Origin of the sequence: Serratia sp. CY37869 (assembly GCF_052168895.1) — a bacterium.
Classification (GTDB): domain Bacteria; phylum Pseudomonadota; class Gammaproteobacteria; order Enterobacterales; family Enterobacteriaceae; genus Serratia; species Serratia ureilytica.
Genome location: NZ_JBJNLU010000002.1, coordinates 800,323 through 826,875, shown reverse-complemented (window position 1 = coordinate 826,875; position 26,553 = coordinate 800,323). Strand labels below are relative to the sequence as shown.

33 protein-coding genes are annotated in these 26,553 nt (G+C 49.6%); 12 read left to right on the top strand and 21 right to left on the bottom strand.

From position 1 onward, the window contains the following. Positions 1–52 precede the first annotated feature (52 nt). Complete coding sequence (locus tag ACJ8J1_RS14285) at positions 53–1,825, top strand: terminase ATPase subunit family protein (protein WP_442520361.1); 1,773 nt, start codon at positions 53–55, stop codon at positions 1,823–1,825. Further along, the gene (locus ACJ8J1_RS14280; RefSeq protein WP_442520360.1) at positions 1,825–2,859 is read left to right on the top strand and encodes a phage portal protein; all 1,035 of its coding nucleotides are present in this window, start codon (positions 1,825–1,827) and stop codon (positions 2,857–2,859) included. The genes ACJ8J1_RS14285 and ACJ8J1_RS14280 overlap by 1 nt, the downstream gene beginning before the upstream one ends. Before the next feature lie 34 nt (positions 2,860–2,893). Here ACJ8J1_RS14280 and ACJ8J1_RS14275 read toward each other — a convergent pair whose 3' ends face one another. From ACJ8J1_RS14275 to ACJ8J1_RS14265, 3 genes are read right to left on the bottom strand one after another with little or no spacing between them, the layout of a single operon-like run. Continuing rightward, positions 2,894–4,111: an FRG domain-containing protein gene (locus ACJ8J1_RS14275; protein WP_128868611.1), complete on the bottom strand. Its 1,218-nt coding sequence runs from the start codon at positions 4,109–4,111 to the stop codon at positions 2,894–2,896. 43 nt (positions 4,112–4,154) lie between these two features. Continuing rightward, on the bottom strand, positions 4,155–4,499 hold the full coding sequence (locus ACJ8J1_RS14270) for a type II toxin-antitoxin system HicB family antitoxin (protein WP_233496209.1): 345 nt from the start codon (positions 4,497–4,499) through the stop codon (positions 4,155–4,157). Then, positions 4,496–4,750: a type II toxin-antitoxin system HicA family toxin gene (locus ACJ8J1_RS14265; protein WP_071605322.1), complete on the bottom strand. Its 255-nt coding sequence runs from the start codon at positions 4,748–4,750 to the stop codon at positions 4,496–4,498. Before ACJ8J1_RS14265 ends, ACJ8J1_RS14270 begins: the two co-directional genes overlap by 4 nt. A 591-nt stretch (positions 4,751–5,341) precedes the next feature. Between ACJ8J1_RS14265 and ACJ8J1_RS14260 the strand changes: the two genes are divergently transcribed. Then, positions 5,342–5,881 (top strand): GNAT family N-acetyltransferase, encoded by a 540-nt coding sequence (locus ACJ8J1_RS14260; RefSeq protein WP_128868859.1) that lies wholly within the window; start codon positions 5,342–5,344, stop codon positions 5,879–5,881. Positions 5,882–6,127: 246 nt separating this feature from the next. Here the strand turns inward: ACJ8J1_RS14260 and ACJ8J1_RS14255 are convergent, their stop codons facing one another. Then, positions 6,128–6,700: a flavin reductase family protein gene (locus ACJ8J1_RS14255; RefSeq protein WP_076740403.1), complete on the bottom strand. Its 573-nt coding sequence runs from the start codon at positions 6,698–6,700 to the stop codon at positions 6,128–6,130. A gap of 129 nt (positions 6,701–6,829) precedes the next feature. On the opposite strand from ACJ8J1_RS14255, the gene ACJ8J1_RS14250 reads away from it, so the two are divergent. Then, a complete protein-coding gene (locus ACJ8J1_RS14250; RefSeq protein WP_076740541.1) occupies positions 6,830–7,726 on the top strand; it encodes a LysR family transcriptional regulator in 897 nt (298 codons plus the stop codon). Positions 7,727–7,826: 100 nt separating this feature from the next. On the opposite strand, the gene ACJ8J1_RS14245 is transcribed toward ACJ8J1_RS14250, so the two are convergent. The 8 genes from ACJ8J1_RS14245 to ACJ8J1_RS14210 all read right to left on the bottom strand — a co-directional run bounded on the left by ACJ8J1_RS14245 (position 7,827) and on the right by ACJ8J1_RS14210 (position 12,027). Next, positions 7,827–8,024, bottom strand: coding sequence for a hypothetical protein (locus tag ACJ8J1_RS14245; RefSeq protein WP_060442994.1), 198 nt, complete (start codon positions 8,022–8,024; stop codon positions 7,827–7,829). Between the two features lie 47 nt (positions 8,025–8,071). After that, the gene (locus ACJ8J1_RS14240) at positions 8,072–8,254 is read right to left on the bottom strand and encodes a hypothetical protein (RefSeq protein ID WP_102780101.1); all 183 of its coding nucleotides are present in this window, start codon (positions 8,252–8,254) and stop codon (positions 8,072–8,074) included. A gap of 80 nt (positions 8,255–8,334) precedes the next feature. Next, the gene (locus ACJ8J1_RS14235; RefSeq protein ID WP_442520359.1) at positions 8,335–10,551 is read right to left on the bottom strand and encodes a replication endonuclease; all 2,217 of its coding nucleotides are present in this window, start codon (positions 10,549–10,551) and stop codon (positions 8,335–8,337) included. Next, positions 10,548–10,829, bottom strand: a complete 282-nt coding sequence (locus ACJ8J1_RS14230) for a DUF5405 family protein (RefSeq protein ID WP_442520358.1) — start codon at positions 10,827–10,829, stop codon at positions 10,548–10,550. Before ACJ8J1_RS14230 ends, ACJ8J1_RS14235 begins: the two co-directional genes overlap by 4 nt. A gap of 122 nt (positions 10,830–10,951) precedes the next feature. Further along, the gene (locus ACJ8J1_RS14225; protein WP_442520357.1) at positions 10,952–11,176 is read right to left on the bottom strand and encodes a TraR/DksA C4-type zinc finger protein; all 225 of its coding nucleotides are present in this window, start codon (positions 11,174–11,176) and stop codon (positions 10,952–10,954) included. Continuing rightward, entirely contained in the window at positions 11,176–11,469 is a 294-nt protein-coding gene (locus tag ACJ8J1_RS14220) for a DUF2732 family protein (protein ID WP_442520356.1), read from the bottom strand. The genes ACJ8J1_RS14225 and ACJ8J1_RS14220 overlap by 1 nt, the downstream gene beginning before the upstream one ends. 64 nt (positions 11,470–11,533) lie before the next feature. After that, a complete protein-coding gene (locus ACJ8J1_RS14215; RefSeq protein WP_128868858.1) occupies positions 11,534–11,836 on the bottom strand; it encodes a hypothetical protein in 303 nt (100 codons plus the stop codon). Positions 11,837–11,847: 11 nt separating this feature from the next. Then, positions 11,848–12,027 (bottom strand): phage filamentation protein Fil family protein, encoded by a 180-nt coding sequence (locus tag ACJ8J1_RS14210; RefSeq protein WP_072265516.1) that lies wholly within the window; start codon positions 12,025–12,027, stop codon positions 11,848–11,850. A gap of 150 nt (positions 12,028–12,177) precedes the next feature. Between ACJ8J1_RS14210 and ACJ8J1_RS14205 the strand changes: the two genes are divergently transcribed. After that, complete coding sequence (locus ACJ8J1_RS14205) at positions 12,178–12,366, top strand: hypothetical protein (RefSeq protein ID WP_442520355.1); 189 nt, start codon at positions 12,178–12,180, stop codon at positions 12,364–12,366. A 31-nt stretch (positions 12,367–12,397) separates the two neighbouring features. Here the strand turns inward: ACJ8J1_RS14205 and ACJ8J1_RS14200 are convergent, their stop codons facing one another. The 3 genes from ACJ8J1_RS14200 to ACJ8J1_RS14190 are packed head-to-tail and all read right to left on the bottom strand — an operon-like array spanning position 12,398 to position 13,382. Continuing rightward, positions 12,398–12,595: a hypothetical protein gene (locus ACJ8J1_RS14200; RefSeq protein WP_442520354.1), complete on the bottom strand. Its 198-nt coding sequence runs from the start codon at positions 12,593–12,595 to the stop codon at positions 12,398–12,400. A gap of 17 nt (positions 12,596–12,612) precedes the next feature. Next, a complete protein-coding gene (locus ACJ8J1_RS14195; RefSeq protein ID WP_442520353.1) occupies positions 12,613–13,122 on the bottom strand; it encodes a phage regulatory CII family protein in 510 nt (169 codons plus the stop codon). A gap of 29 nt (positions 13,123–13,151) precedes the next feature. Continuing rightward, positions 13,152–13,382 (bottom strand): regulator, encoded by a 231-nt coding sequence (locus ACJ8J1_RS14190; RefSeq protein WP_442520352.1) that lies wholly within the window; start codon positions 13,380–13,382, stop codon positions 13,152–13,154. Positions 13,383–13,523: 141 nt separating this feature from the next. On the opposite strand from ACJ8J1_RS14190, the gene ACJ8J1_RS14185 reads away from it, so the two are divergent. The 3 genes from ACJ8J1_RS14185 (at position 13,524) to ACJ8J1_RS14175 (ending at position 16,617) form a co-directional block, all read left to right on the top strand. Next, entirely contained in the window at positions 13,524–14,096 is a 573-nt protein-coding gene (locus ACJ8J1_RS14185; protein ID WP_442520351.1) for a phage repressor protein CI, read from the top strand. A gap of 51 nt (positions 14,097–14,147) precedes the next feature. Further along, positions 14,148–15,473, top strand: coding sequence for a KAP family P-loop NTPase fold protein (locus ACJ8J1_RS14180; protein WP_442520350.1), 1,326 nt, complete (start codon positions 14,148–14,150; stop codon positions 15,471–15,473). Positions 15,474–15,582: 109 nt separating this feature from the next. Next, a complete protein-coding gene (locus ACJ8J1_RS14175; protein WP_442520349.1) occupies positions 15,583–16,617 on the top strand; it encodes a phage integrase in 1,035 nt (344 codons plus the stop codon). A gap of 408 nt (positions 16,618–17,025) precedes the next feature. On the opposite strand, the gene ACJ8J1_RS14170 is transcribed toward ACJ8J1_RS14175, so the two are convergent. From ACJ8J1_RS14170 to eco, 5 genes are all read right to left on the bottom strand, one after another. After that, a complete protein-coding gene (locus ACJ8J1_RS14170) occupies positions 17,026–17,769 on the bottom strand; it encodes an ankyrin repeat domain-containing protein (protein ID WP_033642520.1) in 744 nt (247 codons plus the stop codon). Between the two features lie 88 nt (positions 17,770–17,857). Then, entirely contained in the window at positions 17,858–18,631 is a 774-nt protein-coding gene (locus tag ACJ8J1_RS14165; protein WP_033642517.1) for an ankyrin repeat domain-containing protein, read from the bottom strand. Positions 18,632–18,719: 88 nt separating this feature from the next. Further along, positions 18,720–19,493, bottom strand: a complete 774-nt coding sequence (locus tag ACJ8J1_RS14160) for an ankyrin repeat domain-containing protein (RefSeq protein WP_033642516.1) — start codon at positions 19,491–19,493, stop codon at positions 18,720–18,722. Further along, positions 19,490–20,971: a phospholipase A(1) gene (locus ACJ8J1_RS14155; RefSeq protein WP_033642515.1), complete on the bottom strand. Its 1,482-nt coding sequence runs from the start codon at positions 20,969–20,971 to the stop codon at positions 19,490–19,492. Before ACJ8J1_RS14155 ends, ACJ8J1_RS14160 begins: the two co-directional genes overlap by 4 nt. 415 nt (positions 20,972–21,386) lie before the next feature. Then, positions 21,387–21,899, bottom strand: a complete 513-nt coding sequence (eco, locus tag ACJ8J1_RS14150) for a serine protease inhibitor ecotin (RefSeq protein WP_033642514.1) — start codon at positions 21,897–21,899, stop codon at positions 21,387–21,389. 291 nt (positions 21,900–22,190) lie between these two features. Here eco and ACJ8J1_RS14145 point away from each other — a divergent pair, with 291 nt between their 5' ends. Continuing rightward, positions 22,191–22,925: a phosphatase PAP2 family protein gene (locus ACJ8J1_RS14145; protein WP_033642513.1), complete on the top strand. Its 735-nt coding sequence runs from the start codon at positions 22,191–22,193 to the stop codon at positions 22,923–22,925. Between the two features lie 5 nt (positions 22,926–22,930). Beyond that, positions 22,931–23,536, top strand: coding sequence for an undecaprenyl-diphosphate phosphatase (gene ybjG, locus ACJ8J1_RS14140; protein ID WP_033642512.1), 606 nt, complete (start codon positions 22,931–22,933; stop codon positions 23,534–23,536). Positions 23,537–23,575: 39 nt separating this feature from the next. Here ybjG and ACJ8J1_RS14135 read toward each other — a convergent pair whose 3' ends face one another. Then, positions 23,576–24,409: a hypothetical protein gene (locus ACJ8J1_RS14135; RefSeq protein WP_033642511.1), complete on the bottom strand. Its 834-nt coding sequence runs from the start codon at positions 24,407–24,409 to the stop codon at positions 23,576–23,578. 217 nt (positions 24,410–24,626) lie between these two features. Here ACJ8J1_RS14135 and deoC point away from each other — a divergent pair, with 217 nt between their 5' ends. Both deoC and deoR read left to right on the top strand, forming a co-directional pair. After that, on the top strand, positions 24,627–25,307 hold the full coding sequence (gene deoC, locus ACJ8J1_RS14130; RefSeq protein WP_033642510.1) for a deoxyribose-phosphate aldolase: 681 nt from the start codon (positions 24,627–24,629) through the stop codon (positions 25,305–25,307). 153 nt (positions 25,308–25,460) lie between these two features. Continuing rightward, entirely contained in the window at positions 25,461–26,225 is a 765-nt protein-coding gene (gene deoR, locus ACJ8J1_RS14125; protein ID WP_033642509.1) for a DNA-binding transcriptional repressor DeoR, read from the top strand. Positions 26,226–26,553 lie beyond the last annotated feature (328 nt).

Here is a 26,553-nt window from a genome sequence, read left to right as displayed (position 1 = left end):
GCACAACAAGGGCTTAATGCGAGCCGCCCGGCGCTTTCGTAGCCTTGTCGGCATGAATACAACACCGGCAACAACCATCATCAGCGATCCGCGCCGCCAAGCTGCCTTGCTCTACTGGCAGGGCTTCTCTGTGCGCCAAATTGCGGAAACGCTGAACCTCAAGGGGCCGACCGTGCAGAGCTGGAAACTACGCGATAAATGGGACGACATCGCGCCCATTTCCCGCGTGGAGCAAAGCATGGAAGCGCGGTTGATTCAGCTCATCATGAAAGACGTCAAGGAGGGGAAAGACTTCAAAGAAATCGACCTGTTGGGCCGCCAGATTGAACGGCTGGCGCGGGTCAATCGCTATTCGGCGACCGGCAACGAGGCGGACTTAAACCCGAACGTCGCCAACCGCAACAAAGGCGAGCGCAAGCCCGCCGAGCGCAACGTGTTCAGCGAGGCCGCCGTGGAGAAGCTGCAAAGCATCTTCACAGAAACCACCTTCGAGTATCAGATGGGATGGTATCGCGCCGGGCTGCAACACCGTATCCGCAACATCCTGAAATCGCGCCAGATCGGCGCCACGTTCTTCTTTGCCCGCGAAGCATTACTCGATGCGCTGACCACCGGCCGCAATCAGATTTTCTTGTCGGCCAGTAAGGCGCAGGCGCATGTATTCCGCAATTACATCATTGATTTTGCGCGGCTTGTCGAGGTTGACCTGAAAGGCGATCCGATGGTGCTGCCGAACGGCGCCCGCCTGATGTTCCTCGGCACCAACGTGCGCACCGCGCAGAGCTACACCGGCAATCTGTATCTTGATGAGTATTTCTGGATACCGAAGTTTCAGGAGCTGCGCAAAGTCGCCAGCGGGATGTCGCTGCACAAGCGGTGGCGCACCACCTACTTTTCCACGCCGTCGAGTCTGGCGCACTCCGCTTATCCGTTCTGGTCGGGGGAACTGTTCAACAAAGGCCGCCGCAGCAAAGCCGATCACGTTCAGCTCGACCTCAGCCACAGCCACCTGTCAAAAGGCGTGCTGTGCGGCGATGGGCAATGGCGCCAGATTGTCACGGTTGAGGATGCGCTGACCGGCGGCTGTAACCTGTTCGACCTCGATCAGCTGTCGCTCGAATACAGCCCGGCAGAGTATCAGAACCTGCTGATGTGCGAATTTGTGGACGATACCGCGTCGGTATTCCCGTTCGCCGAGCTGCAAGGCTGCATGGTCGATACGCTGGAAGAGTGGGAGGACTTCAACCCATACGCCGTGCGGCCGTTCGGTTATCGCCCGGTGTGGATCGGCTACGACCCATCGGAAGCCAACGGCGGCGATAGCGCCGGGTGCGCGGTGATCGCGCCGCCAATGGTGGCCGGGGGCAAGTTCCGCGTGCTCGAGCGCCACCAGTGGCAGGGCATGAACTTTGCCGCTCAGGCCCAGAAGATTAAAGACCTGACCGAAAAATATTGCGTGGAGTACATCGGCATCGATGCGACCACCGTCGGCCAAGGTGTTTTCCAGTTGGTGCGCGAGTTCTTCCCGGCCGCGCGGGAGATCAAATACACGCCGGAAATCAAAACCGCCATGGTGCTGAAGGCAAAAGACACCATCGGGCGCGGCTGTCTGGAATACGACACCAGCCACACCGACATCACCGCCGCCTTTATGGCGATCCGCAAAACCATGACCGCCAGCGGCGCGCGTTCCACCTACACCGCCAGCCGCAGCGAAGAAGCCAGCCACGCCGATGTTGCATGGTCAATCATGCACGCCCTCTTAAACGAACCGCTGACTGCAGGCAGCGGCCACAGCAGCCCGAACATTTTGGAGTTTTACTGATGAGTAAGCGCAAAGGCCGCAAGGCATTTACCCCCCCGGCGCCAGCCCCGGCAGCAGAGCACAAGCAGGATTTTGAGGCGTTCACCTTTGGCGAGCCGTCAGCTGTGCTGGATAAGCGGGAAATTCTGGATTACATCGAGTGCACGACCAATGGCAAGTGGTACGAGCCACCGATCTCATTCGACGGGCTGGCGCGCAGCGTGCGCGCCGCCGTGCATCACAGCTCGCCGATGTACGTTAAGCGCAACATTTTGGCGTCTACATTCATCCCACACCGGCTGTTAAGTCAGCAGGAATTTAGCCGCTATGCGCTGGATTATCTGGTGTTCGGCAACGCCTATTTAGAAGAACGTCAAAACCGGCTCGGTGCACCGCTGCAACTGAAATCCTCCCCTGCCAAGTACACGCGGCGCGGCGTGGAACGCGGCGCTTACTGGTTTGTGCAGGACTGGAAAGAGGCGCACCGTTTCAAGACCGACAGCGTTTTTCACCTGATTGAGCCGGATATTAACCAAGAACTTTATGGGCTGCCTGAATACCTCAGCGCGCTTAACTCCGCTTGGCTGAACGAGGCGGCGACGCTGTTCCGCCGTAAGTATTACCAGAACGGGGCGCACGCCGGTTACATCCTGTATATGACCGACGCGGCGCAGAGTACCAGCGACGTTGACAGAATGCGCCAAGCCATGCGTGATACAAAGGGCTTAGGGAACTTCCGCAATCTGTTCATGTACGCCCCGAACGGCAAGCCGGACGGCATTAAGATCTTGCCGCTATCCGAGGTCGCCACCAAGGACGACTTTTTTAACATCAAGAATGCCAGCCGCGACGATCTGCTAAGCGCGCACCGCGTACCGCCGCAGATGATGGGGATTATCCCGAACAATACCGGCGGCTTCGGAGATGTGAAAAAGGCCGCACAGGTGTTTGTACGCAACGAGCTAACGCCACTGCAAGAGCGCATGAAGGAGGTGAACGACTGGATCGGGGAAGAGGTGATTAAATTCGCGCCGTATGAGTTGCCGACCGAATAAGCAAAAAGCCGCCAGTGATTGGCGGCTTTTTACCTTATGAGTATTTGTTTTTTATATGTAATGCTACATGCTCTATTTCTGGATAAACGCCACTTGCTGATATACCTAGCGATTCAAGTTCGGAAATTATCCTTTCTTTTTCCTCTGATTTTATTATAAGCTTACCCTCATCACCTTGATATAAATATGAATCTGGCAATGTAGGCGGCATCTTCTTTTCATTATTCATACCAAAGAGCAAAAACGCTCCATCTTGTCGTATTATTCTTGGGTTATCCATTTCAGGCTTAACACAAATAACCTTATTGAAATCACCAGAAGTAATATCCGAGTCTATATAACAGCCATCGCGTTGAACTGCATCCACTATTCTTTTAATGTTAAGCTGCGTCCACGAATCTGATTGTGTGATTGGAATGTTGCTTATCCGCAGCCTATTTTTTATTTTAAACAAATAGTCCTGCTTGCTTAAATTTGAAAGCAAAGAAACTTCTACATCATCAAAATATCTTACATCGGAATCATTTATTTTGAAAATTATCACCTCTCCATCCTGTCCCTTCTCCCTCTCACCAATGCACGCAAAATACAATGCCATTAATGCATTGGAGGTAATGTCAAGCAGTCTGGTCGGTAAAGCATAGTGCTGCATTTTAACAAGATTCTGAAATGTCGTGTTATTCCCTTTGAAATCGGATGGACATTTAAGCATTATCTCTCTAAATAACTTGTGCTCATGATTAATCCATCTCTTTTCCTTTCTATATATCCCCGGAACCAATTCATAAAGGTAATTCGCATGTCCTCTGAAATAATAAAGGCATCCTTTTTCCCTTTTTACCTTCGAAACTCTAGTTATAAAATCAACGACACTCGATACTCTATTATCCTTTCCAGATACCTTTTCTGAATTTATACTATCTATATCATTCTTCATTTGATTGATGTTTTTCTTCAAATTAAGAAATGAAAGTTTAGCTTCAGAGTAATTTTCAAAGGATTTGCTTTTTACAACGTTATTATAATTATTTTCAATTGATATGTAAGGTTTCCTGAAACTATCAAATTCGTATTTCTCTTCATATTCGTCTTTACTAAGAGCCTCAACAAGAACTTCAAAACTAGTAATGGCTGCATGTTTATTTGTATAATCTTCACTTTGGAAAATTATTTCGCCTTTTCTGTTTTTTACAGAATAATTAAACAACCCATCTTTTGTTTTTTTTAATTCACAATGAATATTATTAGCCACTTTACCTCCTGTTAATTGGCCTACTTACGTAGGCCAATTAAAATTAAGAGTGCTTCTCGATAACTAGATCGACACCCTCATTTAGCAGTTCATTAATCGACTGCCCGGTGGCCTGTGCGGCAAGAGCCAACGCCTGATGACGTTCCGGCGACAGGCGTGTCGTTACTTTGCCACTGTACGACTTGTAAGGCTCGATGCCGTCTTTTTGGCACTCATCGAGAAAGACCGCGAGTGAGATCGCGCCTTCTTTCTTCAGCTCGTCCACGCTGTAGGCGTAGAAGTCGGCGCCGCCATTCAGCCCGACAAACTCGCCCCGGAACATTTCAATTTCAGGGTCGAAGTTGATGACGGCCGTATGGCCGTCAATTTTCAGTGTGTTATTCATCATGGTTTTATTCCTAAGCTATCCAACCAGATCCGAATGGAGTTAACCGCTCCCTTGTCAGTGGTAGGTCTGGGGTGTGGCCGGTGAAAGACTCTTTTTTCACCTTTCAACAGCACCGCGATCCTAGAACCTTCCCTTTCGTGAATCTCCGCCCCTAATGCGGTAAAAAGCGCCTCAATATCAGACCACTTTATAGAACCGTTGACAGGCCGGGCAAACACATCTGACAGCGTTTTTTGGTGTCGTTTGTTCATGGGGTTTATAGTATCACTTTATGACACTATTGCAAGAATATTATGGTGTCGTTTTTTGGTGTCACTGATTGGCGATATTATGCAGTGCGCTGTAAGCCCCTGAGAGCGCCATCATGGCGCCACGACATCAAACCCCATTCTCATACAAGTATTGCGATAAATCGCCGTGACGGGACGCTGGCGGCTCTTTTGAGAGGGGTTAAACACGGCTTGCGCGCAATGCTATCCCCGCCTCGCCTGCCCGCTTCACGTGTCGCTTTTAATGCACTTGCATGATCAGGCACGATCCGCGCCAGTGCTGGCGCTGTGGGGATAAAACTCACACCGGATCATCATGCAAATTCATGCATCTAATGCATGCATAGGGTATTTAGCTTAGACTTGAGCTAGCAGCACACAATCAAATCTAAAAGTCCGCTCTGAGCGAAGAGCTGACGTTGACCGCTGCCCAAGTATTAGTGGAAACGTAGAGAAAGCTGCTGAACTGCTCTGCGCGTTACTTTACCAGCAGAAAAGATTTACTGTTTCCATTGCTTTAGTTTAGGCGTGGAATTAGGATGAGGCATTAATATTTTGAAAGGACCATAATTAATGTTAGAGACTAATCGTCTGATCCTCCGACAATGGAAAGTAAGTGATTTAGAGCCATTTGCTAAACTAAATGCTGACCCAGAAGTTATGAAGTATTTCCCTGCAACCTTGAGTTACGAGGAAAGTGATAAGTTAGCTTGGCGCTTTAAAGAGGATATTGAACTAAATCACGGATGGGGGATTTGGGCTACTGAGTTAAAAGCAACTAATGAGTTTGTTGGATTTGTTGGTTTGGCCCATCAACCAGACCGTTTCGATTTTTCACCTTGCACAGAAATCGGCTGGCGGTTAAGTAAAAATTTCTGGCATAAAGGGATTGCAAAAGAAGCGGCTGAGGCTGCTCTCGCTTACGCATTTAATATGCTGAAACTCGACGAGGTTGTTTCATTCACCTCGATTCATAACTCTCCATCGGAAAATTTGATGAAACGGCTAGGAATGCATAAGCAGGGACATTTTTTCCATCCCGCCTTGAATCAAAGTGATCCCCTGTCCGAACATGTTCTGTATAAAGTTTCGAATGTGAATGTTTCTCTTTGATGAAAAAGAGGGGGCTCTGTCCCACACATTCGTTAATGGAACTAACGAATGTGTGGGAGTGCTGGCACTTTCTCTTGGGTTCCTAGGTAAAAGGTAAAAATACCCCGACTACGCCTGGCACGGAGTGATCGGATCGACGATCAAGGGCAGCTATGAGCGAGGAGCGGACATCTTAAGCTGGTTGATTTTTATTCTCCTACCTCTATGTAACCATGTTATATGGCTACACTTATACAGAAGTAAGGATTAGTCTTTTCCCGGACCATAATTAAATTTTGTACCTTTTCCAATGGCGTAAAACTGTCCGCCAGCCACGTAATGGACAGTACGTAATTCATCAGGCGCATCATCAAAAATCCAGTGCCCATTCCTGAAAACGCGGTCATCACTCCATGCTCCGACAATTTCACCCATGAACAAGTTGTGCTGCTTTTCATTTTCTTCATTGGGTATAACCTTACAGACTAGCCAGCCAGCGCAACCTTCAACTAAAGGCAGATCGAACTCTTTCTGATAAAAAAGTGGGATTTTACTATTTTTATCGGGTGTGTCAGAATAACTGTGACCGCCCGCATATAAAACCATTTCCATCTGATTTACTACTGGGATCTGGACAACGTAATATCCACTTCTTTCGACAAGACCGCGTGTAAATGCCTGTGGGCCTATAAAGGCCATCACTTTGTTATTGCCTACTAATCCCACCCAGGCAGCTGCCATGACATTTTCAATACCATTATTTTTAGCCGATATCATCGTCGTTGGCCCGACCTGCAATAAACGATAGGCTTTGTTTAATTCTACGGGTTGTATTGCCATAAGTTACTCTTCTAAGTTCTGATAAAAAGATACGATAGGTTCCTTGTTTGATAATTTGATTATATGCCTAGAATAATTGCAAATTAATTGCTAATATCAAAAAACATTATTGCAACTTTCACAACAATCATGAACAAACTTGATGCTCTGAAGTTTTTTATCATCGCCGCTGAGACCCTCAACTTCCGCGAAGCCTCTATAAAGCTTTCGGTTTCACCATCGGTTGTAACACGAACAATCGCTGAGCTGGAGAAACAGCTTGATGAACCTCTTTTCAGACGCAATACTCGCTCGATCTTTCTCACAAGTTTTGGCGAGCATTTTTTACCTCAAGCCAGGCGACTGCTAGAGGATTCGGAAAAACTATTTCAGACGGCGAAAGATGATAATGAAATGAAGGGCATTGTCCGTATCACGTCGCTTCGATTTCCAAAGCATGAACAAGTGTTATATGAACTATTGACTGCGCTACGCCCATATCCTGAATTATTTATCGACTGGCGTTTAGATATAAGGAAACTTGATACTGTCGAGCATCGTATCGATATAGGTATACGCGTCGGGCGAGAACCTAATCCAAACTTTATCATTAAAAATATCACGCAGGTGGAACATATTTTGGTTGCATCCCCAGAACTCGTTGCGCGCCTAGGAGCACCAACGGATTTAGAAGATCTTCGGCAACGTTATCCATTCAGCGGTTTACTTAATCCTGAAACGGAAAAAATCTTTGAATTTATGAGTGACGCGGTGAATACTTTTTCTCCTCGTCATATTGAATTTTATACTACGGACCCATACGTAGAAATTCAGGCCGCTTTGGCTGGCAAGACGGTTGTACAGTCCAGCGATTTTATCTGTAGAGAGTACTTAGCAAATGGTCAACTCATAAAACCCCTGCCAGAACTGCGACAGGAGAAATGGCAATTTTATTTATATCGACCTTATCAGACGATTACTCCAAAAAGGGTTACGGTAATTTTTTCACTATTAGAAAAAATTTTACGCAAACATTTCGTATCATAACTAACGTACCGCGCAACGTCCGTTTCTGGCACAGAGCGGCCCCGTTAGGTTAAGCTCTGTGCTGTGACAATATCAGATCAAGTCTGAGCTAATAAAATTTTTAGCCCAGATAAAGATATGTGTTGTGCTGATAACGCCCCTCGTCAATCAGCCTGAAAACGTGGCCGGACTGGTGCTTGATGTAGTAATTCGCCTCTTCAGGCGTTAGGTGTGTGCCGAGCCTGTTTGCGGCGTGAATGAAATCAACGGTCTTTATGCGGCGGCCCTTGCCGTTCTCGTTGAAGTTCAGCGCCTCCATAAACGCCCCGGCTAAGTTTAAATCTCGTCTCATACGTCACCTATGGATTAAGAGATCGCGGCAAGCTGCCTGATCACTTCTGCTTTTTCAGGGGCAATGCTGGTTTTCATCTCCCCCGCCAGTTCTGAAATCCATATCAGTGCAATGTCTTTGTCTTTCGCTTGGCTCTCATAACAAACCCCCAGACGGGCGATGAGTTCAATTCTTTCTAAAACAACCACTTCATCCACTGCTTGCACCCTTTCCCTCCGATGCTTAATTACTGTATGCATATACAGTATATGCTTATCGGATTTAATTGAGCAAGAAATTATTGGAAGCCCGCCCAATCGCTAACCGCCGGATAGTACATTGAAATATCACCAAATTTGACTTTAGCGCCGCGCGCCAGTGCCTCAAGTTCCCAGCGCGCCGGCTCGATGCCGTGTAGTGCCAGCTCTGAGTAAATTTTGGATACGCGATCGCGCTCGGCAGTGGTCAATCTGGCCGATGCAGCAGGCTCTATACGCTTATATGAGTCAATTCCTCTTTGCTGCCTGTTTATCTGCGGGGCATTTGCCCGTAAACGCGTCATAACAGACCGTGCAACGGTCATGTCTTCCCAGTCAATCTGGGTTTCCGGTGCATGTTCCATCACCGCCACGGCCTCTACAGGCCCCCCATCCTGCGCATTTTCGGCGCCACCGCTGCCGACCAACCCACAGTTATTGACAGGACTCCGAGGCGCGCCGGAGGCGCTTTTCAAAGTCAAAGGCTCAACGGCAACGGCTTTAGCGACGATGCGCCATTGCGTGGTGCGGGTTTCATAAACACGATCGGCGCCGATGTGCGGGGCAAAAATCCCCGCGATTTTCTGCACCTCTTCATCATAGGCGTTGCGCTCGTCGGCAACCCGGCGGGCCACACGCACAGTCTGATCTTCGCGGGCAACGTTGGGGCCACCCTGCGCCAAAATATAATCGGCAAAAAGACCGGCGTCGGCGGCAGCACGCACCGCCTCCACCCTTTCGTCAAACTCCTCGGCCAGACTGACAAAGCGGATCTTGCGACACTCACGCCATACCCCGCGCGACGGCAGGCCGATAAAGTGAAATTGAGGGATACGCCACGTTGACGCCCACGCGGTGACGGCGGCGGCCGTATCAGTCAACAGCTCGCCGGTTTCATGATCGCGTTCGCCTTCCAGCGCGTAGCCGTCGATATTTTTTGCAATGTATTTAGCGATATAGCCCGCCGCACCGCCTCTGTTCAGGTGCTTACAGTCAAAACGATTTTTAGCAGCGCCGCGCTCGTCGCCATCTTCAGCCATGGCATAACGGCGCATGATGTCGATCACCGGCTGGCGCTGTTTTTTAGAGGTAAACAGCATCATATGCCAGTGCGGCGTCGCATCATGGTGCGGTTCGACAACGCGCACGCCGTAGACCTGCAGGCCCGCATCTTTAAACGCCGTGCGGATCTTGCTAAACAGCTTCACAAGATAGCGCTGGCCGTCTTTTGGCGTGTAGGCTTCATCGTCCCACTTATGGTTAAAATGCACCTTTGGGCTGTTCTTGCCGACGGCACGCGTCGGGTGATATTTAGATGGGGTGGTGAGGGTGATAAACATCCCTTTATCACCACGGATAGCGGCGGCCTCCTCAACACCGGCAATCATCGTCATTAACTCCTTGCGGCGGATTTCCGGGTTAGAGATGCTTGCCATCACCTTGTCGATGAGGCTGAAGCGTTCGCCGGTTTCGACGTTCTCAAGTTCGCGGCTGTTCAGATAATCAAAATTGGACTGTCGGCGCGCTTTCACATCGCGGATTGCCTGCCGACTGGCGTAGGACGATGCCCCACGGTTCACATTGCCGACGGCGATCAACAACGCCTCGCGCCATTGCGTGCGCTGGGCTTTCAACTGGCGCTCCCACCACTCGGAATTAACCAACCGTGACAAACTGGCAATCGCTGACCGGGCATCCAGTTTGCCTTTGCGGTATTTGCGCCAGTGCATCGGGGTGATGTTAAAAGCGCGCGCCATATCGGCAATGCGGCCATAAAATTCTGATTGGGTGGCATCTTCGAAAAGTCCGGCATTGTCGCCGCCGTTCTCCGCCACAAACTCATCGCAGTAATCTTCGTAATTCTGCAGAAGCTGACCGGCCACCCGATCAGCAAGGCGGCGTAACTCTTTATCATCCATACCGGGCAGAGCTGCGAAGTTTTCGACTTCAGCAGAAAACCGCATCGACGCGGCGAGGTTCATCGCGTTCTTGGCGCTCACCGTTTGCAGGCGCGGCCAGATGCGGCGATCGAACTGGAATACCAGCCATTTGTTGGCGTCGTGAAGCCCTTTGCTCTTTAGCAAGTTGGTGTAACGCGTCAAGAACATGGCGCGGAGGAAGCGCGGCAGGCGGCGAATATTGGTTAAAACAGCTTGCCCCTGAGCGAGTTCCTCACGGGTAAGCGGTCTTACCGGCCCGGCAACAGCCGGGCGCGGTTCGTTCCATGGGTAAGCGTAGGCGGTAGCCGCTTGGCTCATTGAACTTTCGCCGCCTCACATGCAGCAAAAGCCTCTTGGCACAAATTGCCAATGCGGCCTATCTCCGCGCCCAATGATGCAATGCTATTAACACTTGAATTACGGACGCTGTGATGAATAAGGCCGTTCACAAGCTGGTTAATCGTAGGGTAATAGCCGATCGCCTCGTAACGTTCTTGACCTTCGCTTTTTCCTGTTTTCCCTACCTTCAGCGTATTAAGAATGAATTGCAGGTTATCGCTGGTGATAACAAACTCAGAGCCGATTTTAATTTCCATGTTATTTCCTTAATCGTAATTTTGGTTTTCTGGTCTGCGTGCAAATTCTGAATCGCTTAAATCAGCCGCAATAAAATGACCTGCCAGCAACGCCAGCAGGCCGAACAAAATAGAAAACTCCGTCATGCCTTCCCCGCGTAAAGGTGACTTTGCGTCTCGCGGATCTGCTGACAGCTTACGCAGGTATCAACGCCGGGAACGGCTGCGCGACGCGCGGCAGGAATCGGAGCATCACATTCTTCGCAAACAAAGGCAGAAGGCAGCGCTGAGGATTTGCGAACATTTGTAATCTGCGCCTCCAATACCAGCGCTTGCCGCTCCTGTTCGTAGTCCATCAAGTCGGCCATTAGTGCAGCTCCTGCGCTTGATGCTCGATGGCTTCAGCCTCTTGGCGCAACAGCTCCACAGCCTCGACCGCTGTTAACCCCTCTTGGGTGATGTGAGCCGCCAGCCGAACCAAACGCGCAGCGGCTACCTGAGATTGGTTTTTTCGTTCATCAACACGCGCGCTATCTAACAAGTCTTGAAACTCATTTGTTAAGGTAGAAACCGCGCGGCAAGTACCAGCGACAACACCACGCTGAAAGGCGTTATTTGCCGAGCTGGTTAAAGTTGGAGTAAGAAGCAAAGATTCTTTCATCGTAAATTCCTTATTTCAGACAAAGCGATGCCCGGCGGGTTAACGCCAGAATTACGCAATGCGGTTAATTAACGTTTAATTCGCAATCATCATCACTGATAAATCGCGGTAAGGTTTTTGATAAATCAATCAGGTCATTCAGCGCCCACACGATTTGTTTACGCTCTGAATAACTCATTTCTGCAAACTTCATTCTTATATGCCGCTCTTTCAACCCGGCATGAAAACAAACAGTTCTGCGGATATGTTCCGGCGACTTATCAAAAGCCTCTTGCGCCTGATTCCGCTTATGCGGGAACAGCTCACGCTTAATCTGTGAAATGCGCTTAATACCGATCGCTTTTTGTGTTTCACTAGCCAACAACATGACAGACCCAATTAACGGCAGAAAAAACGACGCAGCGGTGAAACTGGCTTAGCCGTTGACAGGCCACGCAGCAAGGCAACCTGATCGTGACGTGGGCGCCAGCGCTTGCCGCCCGGCAGTTCAATAAAACCGTGTTCAAAATGCCGTGATGGGCTTTGTTGCTTCAATAGCGGGGCTATAGACATTGGCATATATTTTCCCTCCTAATTAATCCATTCGCAACAGTCCACAATATAGGCAGTTGAGAATGAAAACCGGGTTTTAGCCATGCCCGGCACATGGTTGCTGTGGTAGGATCGAATCGCCAAAAACAACCAACCAACCAACAACGGAGTTATTGCATGTCAGATAGTGATATCAATACTATTAAATCTTTACTTTCCGAATTAAATAGAATACTCGACGACATTGAGGAACCAATTAAGAACAGCTCACACGCTGAAGAGCTGAAAGAGTTACATATGGAGCTGGGTGCCAAGTTGAATGAAAAAATGCCCGTAACCCATAAATCTATTCTCGAGTTTTTCTGAATACTATCCACGAGGTCTGAAAATGGCCTCCCTATTTTATTTCACCTAGACATATAAAAGCATCGATCACTTGCTTAATCTCCTCCATTGGGACTCCTTTCAACCCCATTTTTTTAACTTCTTTGCCTAAAGATTTTTGCATTACTCTTAAGAGTCGAGTGCGCTGTTTTGCCGTTGTAATTTGCTGTTTAAGTGCCGCCTCAATGCGATCTTTTTTAACTTCCCGCATGCCCTCTCCTTTCGTTATCAAGCCAATCCAGCCACGGCACCCAAGCCACCGATAACATCTACGGTTGTGGCCAGAGCCGGATTGGATTGAATGCGATTTTGAACAGTCAGACCGATTAGCGACAAATGACGGATCGCCGTGTTAACGCTATCGAGTAGAGCGGATTTACGAGATGCCGTTTTGTGATCGCCTTCTACCGCCGCCGCCGCAACAGAACCTACTGCTGCCGTTGCTTTTAATGCGTAGGTGGATATGTTGCCAGCACATGCCTCATTGATTGGCACTGAAGGTAAACAGTTCAACTGTGCCAGTAAGGCATCTACCAAGCTGGAGTCTTCTGTTGCGTCAGTGATTGCCAAAAGTTCAGTGCAACTCAGCTGATGCGGTTGTTCTGGGTTCAGCTTGTTTCGGAGCATCTGCGGCTTCATTTCAATCTGTTCAGCAACGCGCACAAGGTTTTGCCGAACAGCAAACTGGCGACACGCCATCTCAAAATGTGGATGTTTTGAAACTTCAAAATCAAACATTTCTCTCCCCTTTTGCGTCTGGCAACATCTCAAACACTTACTGTAAATTCACATTCCGAGAGAGCGCTGAGCGTCAACTTCACCATGTTGATGAGTACTTTCTCTCGTTTTGCACCAGTACCTAAGCGATGGCGGTATGATGACAAACGCCCATCAGCGAGCATATCATCAACAGTATTCTTAGATAACCCAGTGAGTTCACAGTATTTTTCTATGGTTACGTGCGGTGTTGGAACCGTGATTGAAATGTTTTTACGCATAGTGCAAGATCCTCCGATGACCTGTGGCGGGTCGCGTTAAGTGGTGATAAGCGGTTACAAAGGTGTTCCCTTCCAAATTGGAAGTGAATTTAATACCACAAAATGACAATGTCAATTCAAAAATTGGCAAAATGGAAGTTCATGGAATTCAATCAAGACGCAAAAGCTGTTATCGAAAGGATGGTAAAAGCCTACGGAGTCAAAACTAAGCTTGCTTTGTGTGAAGCCTTAGGCATCACGGCGAGCGCTCTTGCGAACAGGCAAAACCGCAACGCTTTTCCTGCGGAATACGTTTTGAAATGTGCCTTAGATACAGGTGCCTCTGTACGTTGGTTAACATACGGGCAAGGTGACATGTTTGAACAAACAGTGGTTTCAGCACCTAATGCAGCGGCAGTACCGAGTAAAAAGCTCCTGAACAGAAAACTACAGGATGGCGAAACCTTTTTACTAGATAAAGCATTTCTTCCTCAAGGCATCAAAACTCCTGTTGTGATTATTGATGGAAATATTCAATACATTGCGACTCATGCCTATGGTGAAATTTATGATGGCACATGGCTTATAGATATAGATGGAAATATTAGCATTCGTGAAATAGTTCGCATCCCTGGAAATAAAGCAAGCGTATCTGACCATAAGAGCTCTTTTACTTGCATGATAAATGAATTAAATGTGATAGCTAAAATAATTGCAGTATTCTCCCCTGTATAAAATAAGAACGAGCAACTTATAACCCTTAAAAGTAAAATTAAGGAAGAAAAAATGAAACACATAATAACCGAGATGACTTTTGAAGATAGAGATGAGTATTTAAGACGTGACATTGCGCATAACATAATAAAGTTAATAACTTCAAAAATTGATGTCTCCCCTATGATTATTGATGGTGACTGGGGTACTGGGAAAAGTGAATTTTGTCACAAGTTAATTCATCTGATTGGCAAAGAAACTGATAGTTACAAAGTGGTGTATATCGATGCATTTAATGAGGATCATACTGATGCACCAATACTGACCCTTCTTGCGGCTATAGTAGCACTACTGCCTCAAGAAGAACGTTCCACTTTAATTAAAAAAGCATTACCTGCTATAAGATTTGGATTAAAAACAACTCTTAAAGCCGGGGCAAACTGGCTGTTAAAACAGAATACAGAACAACTGGCTGAAGATTTTCAAGAGGCTATCAAAGATTCAAGCAATGCAGTAATAGACGGAACGATTGAGGCTTTATTAGAGGATCATATAGAGTCAGATAAAAACATCAGAGCACTAAAAGAAGCCCTAACTGAAATATCAAAAAAAACACCAATGGTTATTTTTATAGATGAATTAGATCGATGTAAACCTAGCTTTGCCATTTCTATCCTCGAGAATATAAAGCATGTTTTTGAAGTTGATAACGTGCATTTTGTTTTAGTAACAAATACAAAACAGCTAGAAGCATCCATCCATCATATTTATGGTCACTCAGTTGATGCCAAACGTTATTTAGATAAATTCATTAGATTCACCGTTAATTTACCAGCATACTTTAAACCAGACAGTCATAACAATGTCCTTTCATCCTCCCTTCACTGGTTTACTACAGCGTCAAAATCAGAAACACTAAGCAAAATTGACAATCCAACGTCAGAATTCATATCTTCCCTAATTAAATTAAAAGGACTGTCTCTAAGAGAAGTAGAAACACTAGCTAGACATGTGGAAATATATCAAACGATATCTCCGAATCCAATTACAGACGATATAGTTCCAGCATGCAAATTTCTTTATGTGATTGGGATTTTTATTTGCTGTTTTGATAAGGAAAATGCGATACAAATATCTTTAAACAATTTTAACAAAGATAGTGTTTTTAAAACATTTAACATCAATCGAATCCCTTATGGAACAGCTAACTACCCCCTTCCTATTTATATATTATTAAATGCATTAATACAAGAATCAGGCGGTAATGACACTCCTACTGAAGAGATAAGAATCAAGTGGATTGATTATGTTAACAACCTATCCAATGGTTCATACAATCGCCCTGAAAACATGATTAAAATAGTAGCCAATACAATTGACACACTCCAAATGAAATAATTAATACATAAACTTAACAGTTTTAAATTATTTATTTGAATGCAATCAAACATTGACCACTGTGTTTACATACAGTTAAATACCCTCAGAAATTACAAGAGGGATCACAATGGCAGTTAGGAAACAATCATCTGGCAAATGGTTATGTGAATGCTACCCTGCAGGCCGTGAAGGCCGCAGGGTACGCAAGCAGTTTGCAACCAAGGGTGAAGCCTTGGCGTTTGAACGCTTCACTATGGAGCAGGTAGACAATAAACCATGGTTAGGCGAGGCGATTGATCGCCGTAAGTTGAGTGAAGTTGCCAAGCTTTGGTACAATCTGCACGGTCAATCTCTCACTGCTGGTGAACGTACCTACAGAAAACTATGCCTTGTGATCGAAGCCCTGGGCGATCCCCCTGCTACCACCTTCACCGCTAAAGACTTCGCGCATTATCGTGATAAACGTTTGTCCGGTGAAATCTACTTTTCCGAGAAGTGGAAAAACGGCGCAGAACCTGTGACCGTCAATCTTGAGCAAAGCTACCTAAGCGGCATGTTTAGCGAGTTGGCACGGCTAGGCGAATGGAACCAGCCCAATCCGTTGGAAAACATGCGCAAGTTTACCGTTGCAGAAAAGGAAATGGCGTGGCTGACGCACTCACAAATCACAGAGTTGTTTGCAGCCTGCAGCAAAGGCGATTCTGATTTGCAGCTCGTGGTCGAGGTATGCCTCAGTACTGGTGCTCGCTGGCGAGAAGCGGAAAACCTCACCCGGTCACAGATAACACCGCATAAAATCACGTTCATCCGAACCAAAGGCAAAAAGAATCGCAGCGTTCCGATCAGTAAAGCACTGTACAAGAAGTTGGTAACGCGGGGCGATGATCGTCTATTCAGCGAATGCTATTTTCGCTTTATGGCCGCGCTTGAGAACACCAGCATTCAATTGCCCAAAGGTCAACTAACGCATGTGCTACGCCATACCTTTGCGGCGCACTTTATGATGTCTGGCGGCAACATTCTGGTGTTGCAACGCATCCTCGGCCATCATGATATCAAAATGACTATGCGTTATGCTCACCTTGCACCGGAGCACCTCGAAACAGCCCTGCAATTCAATCCGCTGGCGACTATGCCAGGTGGCGACAAAGTGGCGGCATAGGTTGGCAATCCCCGTATTTCCTCCCCCTTTATCGGTATAAAAACTCTTTATAAAACAAGTAAATTATTGATTTTATTATTGTAGTGAGGAAATCGGGTTTTTTGTTGCCTGAAGCAGCCCGCAACACCTGCTGTCGCGGCCTCGTCGTCAGGCATAAAGCATCCTATCTCTGAGCGTCGCTTACGCCAGCCTCCCTATCAATGTGCAGGTTTCAACATAGAAACGCTGCTTGTGGGTTCGCCACTGTTCAAAGAGATGGCGTCACAAACGGGACTTAACAACAGCACTCTCGTCGCCGTCGGCTGGGTGCTCTTTGGTGGCTCATTCCATCATCTTCCTGTATATCATAACGTCATGTTACTGCACTGGAAGAAGACCAGCATTGTCCCCCATGATAGTCGAGACTATCTAATTCACCTGTTTTATTTTTTCTTTAATTTTAATTAGTTTCTTTATATACGCATTGCTCTTATCCCCTTTAGCTATTTCCGCAGAAATCAGCGAGAGGAAGCTGTCATTAAAATCATCTTTGGCTAATGGATTAGCTCCATGAGCCAACAGAACCTCAATGTGTTCTGGGCAACTGTTATACAGCGCATTAATTAATGGCATTCGGTTCATAGCGCCTTTGATATTAACATCAGCTTTGTAAGCTATTAGAGTACTCAATGTCTCTGTATTAACCGCTTGAAAACTTTTGAAAATTATTGGCTGATTGTTTATTTCATCCCTTGCATTAGGCGATAGTCCGCCTTCAAGCATAGCCTGTATCCAGACGCCTTTATCCGCTTTCATGACATACTCAGCCGGGCTACTTCTCCCTTCCGGCCTTGGCTGCAATGGGTCTGCTCCCGCCTTGACCAAATCCGTAATGATCTTGAGCCGCTCTGGCGTGTTCTTGTCAAAGATAGCGTTATTGATCGCCCAGAATAGCAACGTCATATCCGCCTTAGCCGGCCGATTTAACGTTTCTTTGCTTACCGTCGGTAACATCGCATTCAGCTTCTGTCTCTCGCCTTCGTAGATAGTTTTGGCGATGGCCAGCTGCGTCCCTTCAAAATAATCTTGTGGCTGTAGATCCCTACCTTGTTCGCATCCCTGCATCATGAGCATCGACAGCAACATGATAATGATAAGAGCCCTGTGCCTCATGCCATCTCCATTTTAAGCGTAACCACGGTTCAACTTTGCTTTTTCACCGTATCAGCATCCCTCTATGCCCTTGAATACTGAGAACGGCTTATTGACTGACAGGGAGAGGTGGCCATTTCCCACCACGCTTAATTAGCTCGTCTTTGATACGCTCAAGAGACGCTTTCGCCTCACTACCGTCCGGGCTTCTATTAATCAGCCGTTGCAGTTGATTGCCCATCGTCCAACCCGAGTTGCCTCTTATATCACTATCGGCGCCTTTTTCTAATAGAAGAATGACGTGGTCATAGGAGTGATAATCTAAAGCATCGATGAGCAGCGTATCACCCAATGAATTTCTTATATTTATATCAGCGCCATGCTCCAACATGACCTCTAATGTCTCTGTATTTTTTGCAAAGATGCTATTGAATATAATGGGTTGATTATGAACCTTATCCTTAGCATTTGGAGAGAGCCCGCCCTCTAACATAGCTTGTATCCATACGCCTTTATTCGCCTTCATAACAAATTCAGCTGGGCTACTCCCCCCCTCAGTTCTTGGCTGCAGTGGATCTGCCCCCACCTTGACCAAATCCGTAATGATCTTGAGCCGCTCTGGCGTGTTCTTGTCAAAGATAGCGTTATTTATCGCCCAGAATAACAACGTCATCTCCGCCTTGGCCGGTCGATTTAACGTTTCTTTGCTCACCGTCGATAAAACCTTATCCAGCTTTTGTCTGTCACCCTCGTAGATGATATTGGCGATGTCCAGCTGCGTCCCTTCAAAATAATCTTGTGGCTGTAGATCCCTACCTTGTTCGCATCCCTGCATCATGAGCATCGACAGCAACATGATAATGATAAGAGCGCTGTGCCTCATGCCATCTCCATTTTAAGCGTAACCACGGTTCAACTTTGCTTTTTCACCGTATCAGCATCCCTCTATGCCCTTGGATACTGAGAACGGCTTATTGACTGACAGGGAGAGGTGGCCATTTCCCACCACGCTTAATTAGCTCGTCTTTGATGCGCTCAAGAGACGCTTTCGCCTCACTGCCGTCCGGACTTCTATTAATCAGCCGTTGCAGTTGATTGCCCATCGTCCAACCCGAGTTGCCCCTTATATCGCTATCGGCGCCTTTTTCTAATAGAAGAATGACGTGGTCATAGGAGTGATAATCTAAAGCATCGATGAGCAGCGTATCACCCAGTGAATTTCTTATATTTATATCAGCGCCATAATCCAACATGACCTCTAATGTCTCTGTGTTCTTCGCAAGAATACTTTTAAATATAATTGGCTTATTGTTGACTTTATCTTTTGCATTAGGAGATAGCCCCCCATCTAACATGGATTTTATCCAGATTCCCTTATCTGCTTTCATAACAAATTCAGCGGGACTACTTCTCCCTTCCGGCCTTGGCTGCAGTGGGTCTGCTCCTGCCTTAACCAGATCTGTAATTATCTTAAGCCGCTCTGGCGTGTTCTTGTCAAAGATAGCGTTATTTATCGCCCAGAATAGCAACGTCATCTCCGCCTTGCCCGGTCGATTTAACGTTTCTTTGCTTACCGTCGGTAAAACCTTATCCAGCTTTTGCCTGTCACCCTCGTAGATGATGTTAGCGATGTCCAGCTGCGTCCCTTCAAAATAATCCTGCGGTTGTAAATCCATACCTTGTTTGCACCCCTGAATGATGAGCATAGACACTAGCATCGTGATAATGAGTATGATTTTTTTCATATTCGTCCCTTGATTGTGGCAATGTCATCGTCTTTCTCATTTTCAATGCATTGTATCGCCTGGTCTATACCGTGCTTATCCAGCAGTGAACCTGTTCCACCGGGAAGCGTGTGCTTTACTCCCACGGCGTCAGGCGCCAACATGGACAACCGCTCTTTCGCCATCACCGCCGGGGGATAAAATTTAAGGTCTTTGGCATCTTCCCACAAATCAACCTCCTGCAGCTTGGTCAACAGCTCCCCTTTTACGCGATACGCCTGAATATTATCGGCGCTGCCTATTATAGAGCCACCGTATTTTTCGACGGTTCCCGCATTCAGACCTGCTGCATTAAACGTCCAAGCCGGTTTGCCGCTGGCTATGGAGGTCGCAGAGGCCATACCGCCTCCTAATGAATGACCCGCAACGTCAATATTTGATACTTTCGAAATTTTATCGCCAATTATAACGGCTTGTTTATAGTATTCAGAATTAAACCCCAACCCCTGAGCGCCGTTATTTGACCAGTCACTCAGGTTTTTAATCCCTGACAAATCGCCGTTCAATAACGCTTTCTGGGCAGCCTTGCTTATTCCCTCCGGGAACTCGGGCGCACGCGATCCGCGGAACACCACCGTCGGGTTCATCGCTTTGCCAAAGACCTTCTCATCAGGCTGATAAACCCGAGCCAGAAAGCCCGGCGTATCCTCATCGTCATAGAGCATATCTTTGCTTAAACCGAGTTTACCCAGCGCCCCATCATTGTTACTGATATCCTTCCAGCCTTCAGGGATGTCTATCGTGTCCTTGAGCGGGTTAGTGGTCTTATAGACATTCTCAGCCAACTTCGCCTTTTCGACCGCGACGTTGTTCTCCGCCAGGCGCTGTGCCGCCATGCGCGCATCCGGGTAAATGCTGCGGTTGCCTCGCCCTATCAGGTACTGGCGTTCTTGCCAGCGTTCTGCCTTGGTCATTGGGCGGATGGCCTGCACCGTGGCGGCAACGGTTGCCACTGCGGTCGCGATGGCTTGTTGCAGAGGGGGATTCCGGGTCGTATTCTGCCTCGCCGGCAGCACCGTCGGTTTTGCCCGGTGGCCATAGCGGCTGACCATTTCTTCATAGCGGGCGATCACGCGCCCGGTAGGATAAAAGGCGGGAAGAGAGCTGCCTGGGTAGCGCTGTAATCGGCCTTCCGCGTCGACGTAAAAGGCATATTTCGTCGGCGTCCAGGTGCCGATTCCCTGATCAATCGCCAGCAAGCCGCCCCGGTTGATCTCATCGAGTACGCTGCGCTTCATAGCCACGTCCTCACGATAACCGGTGACGCCAATCCCGGATTGAGTATTGCGGGTAATAGGATACCGGCTGCTTATCGATATGCCGGCTGCGCCGCCGAACAAATAGTGCCGTTCCAGCTCATGCCGCGCTGCTGTCGGGTTAAGTATCCTGGAAAAGCTTTCCGGCGCCGTGTGTTCAGAGGAGAAATGAATCAGTTTCATACGGTGCCTGCCCACTCGCAGGGTTCCGTGGTCGGCACAGGCGCACCATCATCAAGCAACTCGCCAGGTGTGCGGCTTTTACGGGGCTCGTCGAGCGTTAGCGAACGATAACGCATTGGATATCCTTATCTTCTGTGTCATTCCATTAATAGGGCATGCGCAAAATTATCACACTTCAGTAAAGATTTCTTTGCTCTATTTCTATACGCACGCATCCTCTTCCATCCATGCAGCTGCGTGCTTCCTGTGCACTTGTGAAGAGGTATTGACTTGCGTATTTCGTTGCCATGTCGCGCCTAAAAGCCACGTCCGAAAGCAATCAGTCGAGTGTCAAAGATGCGGGAATGATAAGGAGACAGGAAGGAGAAAGGCTCCGCCAACCGGGAATGGCCAGCGGAGCGGCGTCAGGCGGCGGTTATTTCTGCTCAGCCTGGCTTACGGTGTCTTCGGCTTTCCAGATGCGGTATTTCACTTCCGCGTCTTTCGGCGCATACACCACGATCGGCAGGCGGCTGTTGTAGCGCTGCATCGCGGCGTCGCCCAGGTTGGCGGCGATGAATTTCTTGGTCTTGGTATTGTCCGGGCAGGCCATCATGGTCGAGGCCGGTTCAGACAGCTTCTCCAGCACCAGGTAGTCGTAACCCCAGCCGGACAGGGTTTTGGTCTCCAGCGTGCCGCCAATCATATGGCGGTTGCAGTCCACTTCCAACGTCTTGCCGATCAGCAGTTCTACCTTGTAGTTCTCTTCGTGCTCTTGCTTCGGCAGGTAGATCACCTGGCGATTCATGCCCTTCTCGGCTTTCGGGTAAGGCGCGACTTTTTCCAGCGGCTGTTTGCTCATGTCTGCGTCATCGCCAGAGGTCGCCGCCATAGCGCCAGCGGAAACGGCCATCAGCAGGCCGGAAAATACAACGGATGCCTTGTTCATGTTTTATCCCTACACTTTGTCAAATAATCCGACTATAAACTAATACACTACCGCCAAGCCCGCCACAGGTTTAATCTTCTTTACAATAGGTGATAAATAGTGACAATCGCCTGATATAAACCGTTAAGCGGAGCAATTAGCCAGCACACCCTCGGGTTAAGACGAGAAAAACAAGCGATTACCTTCGCACAAGCGGGTGTATCAGATAGGGTTTTCTTGCCGGCGGACTAAGGTTTTCTTAAGACAGAATTATTACAGTGACGTCATTCAATCCTGTCACCGAGCCTGCGCGTGAATCCAGAATCGTCATTAAATCAATCCTCAACGACACCGCAAATTAAGACAACCGCCCTTTACTCCCTGTCGACATCCTTTTACCGTTGGCAGGTTTTTGGCCTGCTGATCAGCGGTCTGGCGTTTCTGTGGCTCTCCCGCAACGAACAGCTGGATTGGGCGATCAGCAACTATTGGTACGATGCCGCCAGCGGGCATTTCCCGTGGCAAAACAATTATTGGCTGGATCTGATCAATCACCGCCTGTTGAAGCAGATAGTGATCGTAGGGGCGGTGCTGACGCTGTTTTGGGGCATCTATCGCCGCAGCGCGCGCCTGATCGTGACCATGCTGCTGATTGGCATCGGCCCGCTGGTGGTGGGCATTCTCAAAGCCACCAGCGCGCACTCCTGCCCGTGGGATCTGATTGAGTACGGCGGCAAAGCGATGTCTTTCCCGCTATTCGGCGCGGTACCGGCACTGCCGGGCCCCGGCCGCTGTTTCCCCGGCGGGCACGCCTCGAGCGGTTTCGCGGTGATGGCGTTGTTTTTCCTGTTTTATCCGCAGCGTCCGCGCCTCGCCTGGTGGTGTTGGTGCGGCGGCATCGCGCTTGGCATGGTGATGGGCTTTGGTCAGATCATGCGCGGCGCACATTTTCTTACCCATAACCTGTGGGCGGGTTGGTGGGTTTGGTTAAGCCAGTTGGCTATTTATTGGACGGTTAGCGGCTATTGGCGCCGCAAGACGAGGTAACGGTTATGGAACAGTTGAACCATTTTCTTTTCGCCTGGATCAATGCGACTCCGGCGTCTCCTGAATGGATGATCGATTTCGCCACCTTTTTGGCGCGCGATCTGATCATCATCGTGCCGCTGCTGATCGTCGGTCTTTGGCTGTGGGGGCCGCAAAGCCAGCTGGTTTCGCAACGCCAGGTGGTAGCGAAAACCACTATCGCGCTGCTGTTCGCCATGCTTGCCGCTTCCGCTATCGGCGCGCTGCTGCCGCATGAGCGCCCGTTCGTCGCCGGCGTCGGTTATACCTTCCTGCCACACGCGCCGGACAGCTCGTTCCCGAGCGATCACGGCACCGCCATCTTTACCTTCGCGCTGGCGTTCCTGTTCTGGCACCGCGTTTGGTCCGGCGTGCTGCTGATGATCGTCGCCGTCGGCATCGCCTGGTCACGCGTTTACCTCGGCGTGCACTGGCCGCTGGATATGGTCGGCGGTTTCCTGCTCGGCCTGGTGGGCTGCCTGTTCGCCCAACTGGTGTGGAATCTGTTCGGCGATGTCATCGCCGACAGGCTGTCGCGCCTGTATCGTTTCCTGTTCGCCTTCGCCATTCGCCGCGGTTGGGTGAAAGAGTAACCGCACAACATGACAGGGGCGTTACCGCCCCTGCTTATTTCACACCACGCCGGTGGTCACGCAGAACGCCCGCGTTTTTCCCGCTCCCAGCATCACTCCCTCACCCTCTGGCGCATTCGGGCGGCAGTTTGCCGGCTGGATAAAGGAAAGCAACTGCCGGTTGCCCTGAACGGCGATGCGCCGGAGACCATAGTTGAATTGCCCGGTGGCGAAACGCGTTACATAGCGCCGGCCTTGCGGCGCCAGCATAAAGAATTCGGCTCGGTCCACGTAGCGAGACAGATCCTCGGAACACAGCAGTTCCTGCCCGAGCGCCTCCCCCAACAGCGCCGGCGTCGGCAAGTTTTGGCGGAATACCGCGTCGGGAATGCAATCGTAGTTGAGGCGGCACACATAGCGCAGCGGCTGCGGCCGATCGGCCAGATTGGTGACTTTCATCTCAATGGCGAACTGCGCGCTCTGCGCCGCCAAGCGCAGCGCCGGGCCGATGCGCCATCCCTCGCCCAACCGCTCGCCTTCGCCCTGCAACGTCAGCTCGTCGCCCGCCAGCTGCAGCCACACGCGTTGCATCTGGAGCGATGCGCCGTCGTGACTCGGCCAGGCGGGGCAGAACGCGGCGACATCATCGCGCTTTCTTCCGGCGCCCCGCCCGCTGCGGCGGCCCGATTTCAATGAGTAACCGTCAAATTCAGCATCCCAAATCGCCAGGCCCTGATACGGCAAGACCGTCAGTGCCCCGCGCCGATTCGCCAGCGTCAGCATTGGCCCGCGCTCTGCGCAGCGATGGGCGCTCACCGCGAAATCCGCATTGCGGAACAGCGCCTGCCGATGCGCCCCGAACGCGGCAGGAACCAGATCAATGTTGATTTTCATCGTTTTCCCTCGACATTTCGCCCGCGCAGGCCGCGAGCGGCCGCTGAAAATGTTATTTAAATAACAAATAAATCTCCCCTAAGTTATACATATAACAGTGAAATAACTATGATCTCGTCGACATTTTTCAAATCCCGCTAGGTTTACCTGCATTGTAATGTTATTATTTTCACATCCTCTATCAACGCTCTTTTCTCAACTTCATTAAGGAACCGCGATGACCTCCGAAAACATCGATTACGCCCGCTATGTCGACCACACCCTGCTGGCCATGGACGCCACCGAAATGCAGATCGCCAAACTGTGCGAAGAAGCCCAGCAGCACAACTTCTATGCGGTGTGCGTCAACTCCGGCTACGTGCCGTTGGCAGCCCAGCTGCTGCAGGAAAGCACCGTGAAAGTCTGCTCGGTGATCGGTTTCCCGCTGGGCGCCGGCCTGACCGTCGCCAAAGCCTTTGAAGCCAAAGCGGCGATCGCCGCCGGCGCGCAAGAGATCGATATGGTGATCAACGTCGGCTGGCTGAAAAGCGGCCTGCTGGACGAAGTGAAAGCCGACATCGCCGCCGTGCGCGAGGTTTGCGCGGCGATCCCGTTGAAGGTAATATTGGAAACCTGCCTGCTCAGCGATGCGCAGATCGTCCAGGTTTGTGAAATGTGTCGCGAACTCGATGTCGCCTTCGTTAAAACCTCCACCGGCTTCAGCACCGGCGGCGCTCGGGAAGAGCACGTCAAACTGATGCGCGAGACGGTGGGCAGCGAAATGGGCGTGAAAGCTTCCGGCGCCGTGCGCGATCGCGCCACCGCCGAGAAGATGATCAAAGCCGGCGCCACGCGTATCGGCACCAGCTCCGGCGTTGCCATCGTATCCGGCGCGCAGGCGGCGGCTGGCAGCTACTGATCGTCGGCGCGCCTTGACGGGCGCAGCCAATACACTCCGATGCGGGACAATACGGGCGGCCGATGCGGCCCGATATTGCCCCGCATCGTTGTGTTTAGCGCCGGAAACGGCGGCACGCTTTTTTACCTCTACTACCTGTGGGAAGACGGATCTATGGAAACGCGGCGCGAAGAACGTATCAACCGGTTAGTTCAGGCGTTAAAACGCGCTGACAAGATCCACCTGAAAGAAGCCGCCGCGCTGCTGGGGGTCTCGGAGATGACCATTCGCCGCGATCTGAGCGCCGAGCCGGCGGCGGTGGTGCTGCTCGGCGGCTATGTGGTGACCGATCCGCGCAGCAACGGCGTGACCAACTACTTCGTTTCCGATCAAAAAGCCAAACAGGTCATGGAGAAACGGCGCATCGGCCTGCTGGCGGCGCCGTTGATCAATGAAAACGACACGGTGTTTTTCGACTGCGGGACCACCACCCCGACGATCATAGACGCCATTGCCGACGAACTGACCTTCACCGCCGTGTGCCATTCGCTGAACACCTTCCTGGCGCTGCAAGACAAACCGAATTGCAAGGTGATCCTGTGCGGCGGCGAGTTCAAACCGAACAACTACATCTTTTCCAGCGTCGGCGGCCGCAATGAGCTCGATCACATCTGCCCGAACATCGCCTTTATCTCCGCCGCCGGTCTCAGCCTGCGGCACGGCGCCACCTGCTTTAACTTCGACGAGCTGGAGATGAAGCATCGCGCAATGGCGATGGCGCAGCAAAAGATCCTGGTGGCGGATCACAGCAAGTTCGGCAAAATCAAGCCGGCCTGTATCGGCCCGCTGACGCAGTTCGATCGGGTGATCACCGATCGCCAGCCGGACGCCGACTTCATGGCGTTCTTCAACGATAACGCCATCGCTACCCGCTATTGATCCCCCTTCAGCGCCGTCGGAAACGACGGCGCGCCGCTGAAATCTCTCTTTTCCCACAGCCCGAGGTGAACAAATAATGCGCAATCGATACGCATTTTTCGCTTATCCTCACGCAACATCAGGTTAATAAAATGCAACAGGTCACCCGAGTGATTATTTTCTCTCTGGTCAAACCCGCTTTCGGCTGGATGAATTAACGACTATTTATGGCTTTTATATGATAAATCGCGCCAAAGACCGGGATGTTTAAATAAACGGCCGGTTAGGCTATTGCAGCAAATCTCGCCAATACCTGTTAGCTATCTGTTATTTATATGATGAATGGTTA

Coding starts and splice junctions, on each gene's coding strand:
- ybjG (WP_033642512.1), top strand. CDS start 22,931: ATGGAACAGTTGAACCATTTTCTTTTCGCCTGGATCAATGCGACTCCG.
- ACJ8J1_RS14180 (WP_442520350.1), top strand. CDS start 14,148: ATGAAACACATAATAACCGAGATGACTTTTGAAGATAGAGATGAGTAT.
- ACJ8J1_RS14185 (WP_442520351.1), top strand. CDS start 13,524: ATGGAATTCAATCAAGACGCAAAAGCTGTTATCGAAAGGATGGTAAAA.
- ACJ8J1_RS14230 (WP_442520358.1), bottom strand. CDS start 10,829: ATGGAAATTAAAATCGGCTCTGAGTTTGTTATCACCAGCGATAACCTG.
- ACJ8J1_RS14280 (WP_442520360.1), top strand. CDS start 1,825: ATGAGTAAGCGCAAAGGCCGCAAGGCATTTACCCCCCCGGCGCCAGCC.
- ACJ8J1_RS14135 (WP_033642511.1), bottom strand. CDS start 24,409: ATGAAAATCAACATTGATCTGGTTCCTGCCGCGTTCGGGGCGCATCGG.
- ACJ8J1_RS14270 (WP_233496209.1), bottom strand. CDS start 4,499: ATGATGAATAACACACTGAAAATTGACGGCCATACGGCCGTCATCAAC.
- ACJ8J1_RS14165 (WP_033642517.1), bottom strand. CDS start 18,631: ATGAGGCACAGCGCTCTTATCATTATCATGTTGCTGTCGATGCTCATG.
- ACJ8J1_RS14260 (WP_128868859.1), top strand. CDS start 5,342: ATGTTAGAGACTAATCGTCTGATCCTCCGACAATGGAAAGTAAGTGAT.
- ACJ8J1_RS14160 (WP_033642516.1), bottom strand. CDS start 19,493: ATGAAAAAAATCATACTCATTATCACGATGCTAGTGTCTATGCTCATC.
- deoR (WP_033642509.1), top strand. CDS start 25,461: ATGGAAACGCGGCGCGAAGAACGTATCAACCGGTTAGTTCAGGCGTTA.
- ACJ8J1_RS14195 (WP_442520353.1), bottom strand. CDS start 13,122: ATGTTTGATTTTGAAGTTTCAAAACATCCACATTTTGAGATGGCGTGT.
- ACJ8J1_RS14245 (WP_060442994.1), bottom strand. CDS start 8,024: ATGGAGGCGCTGAACTTCAACGAGAACGGCAAGGGCCGCCGCATAAAG.
- ACJ8J1_RS14255 (WP_076740403.1), bottom strand. CDS start 6,700: ATGGCAATACAACCCGTAGAATTAAACAAAGCCTATCGTTTATTGCAG.
- ACJ8J1_RS14250 (WP_076740541.1), top strand. CDS start 6,830: ATGAACAAACTTGATGCTCTGAAGTTTTTTATCATCGCCGCTGAGACC.
- ACJ8J1_RS14235 (WP_442520359.1), bottom strand. CDS start 10,551: ATGAGCCAAGCGGCTACCGCCTACGCTTACCCATGGAACGAACCGCGC.
- ACJ8J1_RS14265 (WP_071605322.1), bottom strand. CDS start 4,750: ATGAACAAACGACACCAAAAAACGCTGTCAGATGTGTTTGCCCGGCCT.
- ACJ8J1_RS14285 (WP_442520361.1), top strand. CDS start 53: ATGAATACAACACCGGCAACAACCATCATCAGCGATCCGCGCCGCCAA.
- ACJ8J1_RS14225 (WP_442520357.1), bottom strand. CDS start 11,176: ATGGCCGACTTGATGGACTACGAACAGGAGCGGCAAGCGCTGGTATTG.
- ACJ8J1_RS14220 (WP_442520356.1), bottom strand. CDS start 11,469: ATGAAAGAATCTTTGCTTCTTACTCCAACTTTAACCAGCTCGGCAAAT.
- eco (WP_033642514.1), bottom strand. CDS start 21,899: ATGAACAAGGCATCCGTTGTATTTTCCGGCCTGCTGATGGCCGTTTCC.
- ACJ8J1_RS14175 (WP_442520349.1), top strand. CDS start 15,583: ATGGCAGTTAGGAAACAATCATCTGGCAAATGGTTATGTGAATGCTAC.
- ACJ8J1_RS14155 (WP_033642515.1), bottom strand. CDS start 20,971: ATGAAACTGATTCATTTCTCCTCTGAACACACGGCGCCGGAAAGCTTT.
- ACJ8J1_RS14205 (WP_442520355.1), top strand. CDS start 12,178: ATGTCAGATAGTGATATCAATACTATTAAATCTTTACTTTCCGAATTA.
- ACJ8J1_RS14200 (WP_442520354.1), bottom strand. CDS start 12,595: ATGCGGGAAGTTAAAAAAGATCGCATTGAGGCGGCACTTAAACAGCAA.
- ACJ8J1_RS14215 (WP_128868858.1), bottom strand. CDS start 11,836: ATGTTGTTGGCTAGTGAAACACAAAAAGCGATCGGTATTAAGCGCATT.
- ACJ8J1_RS14190 (WP_442520352.1), bottom strand. CDS start 13,382: ATGCGTAAAAACATTTCAATCACGGTTCCAACACCGCACGTAACCATA.
- deoC (WP_033642510.1), top strand. CDS start 24,627: ATGACCTCCGAAAACATCGATTACGCCCGCTATGTCGACCACACCCTG.
- ACJ8J1_RS14170 (WP_033642520.1), bottom strand. CDS start 17,769: ATGAGGCACAGGGCTCTTATCATTATCATGTTGCTGTCGATGCTCATG.
- ACJ8J1_RS14210 (WP_072265516.1), bottom strand. CDS start 12,027: ATGCCAATGTCTATAGCCCCGCTATTGAAGCAACAAAGCCCATCACGG.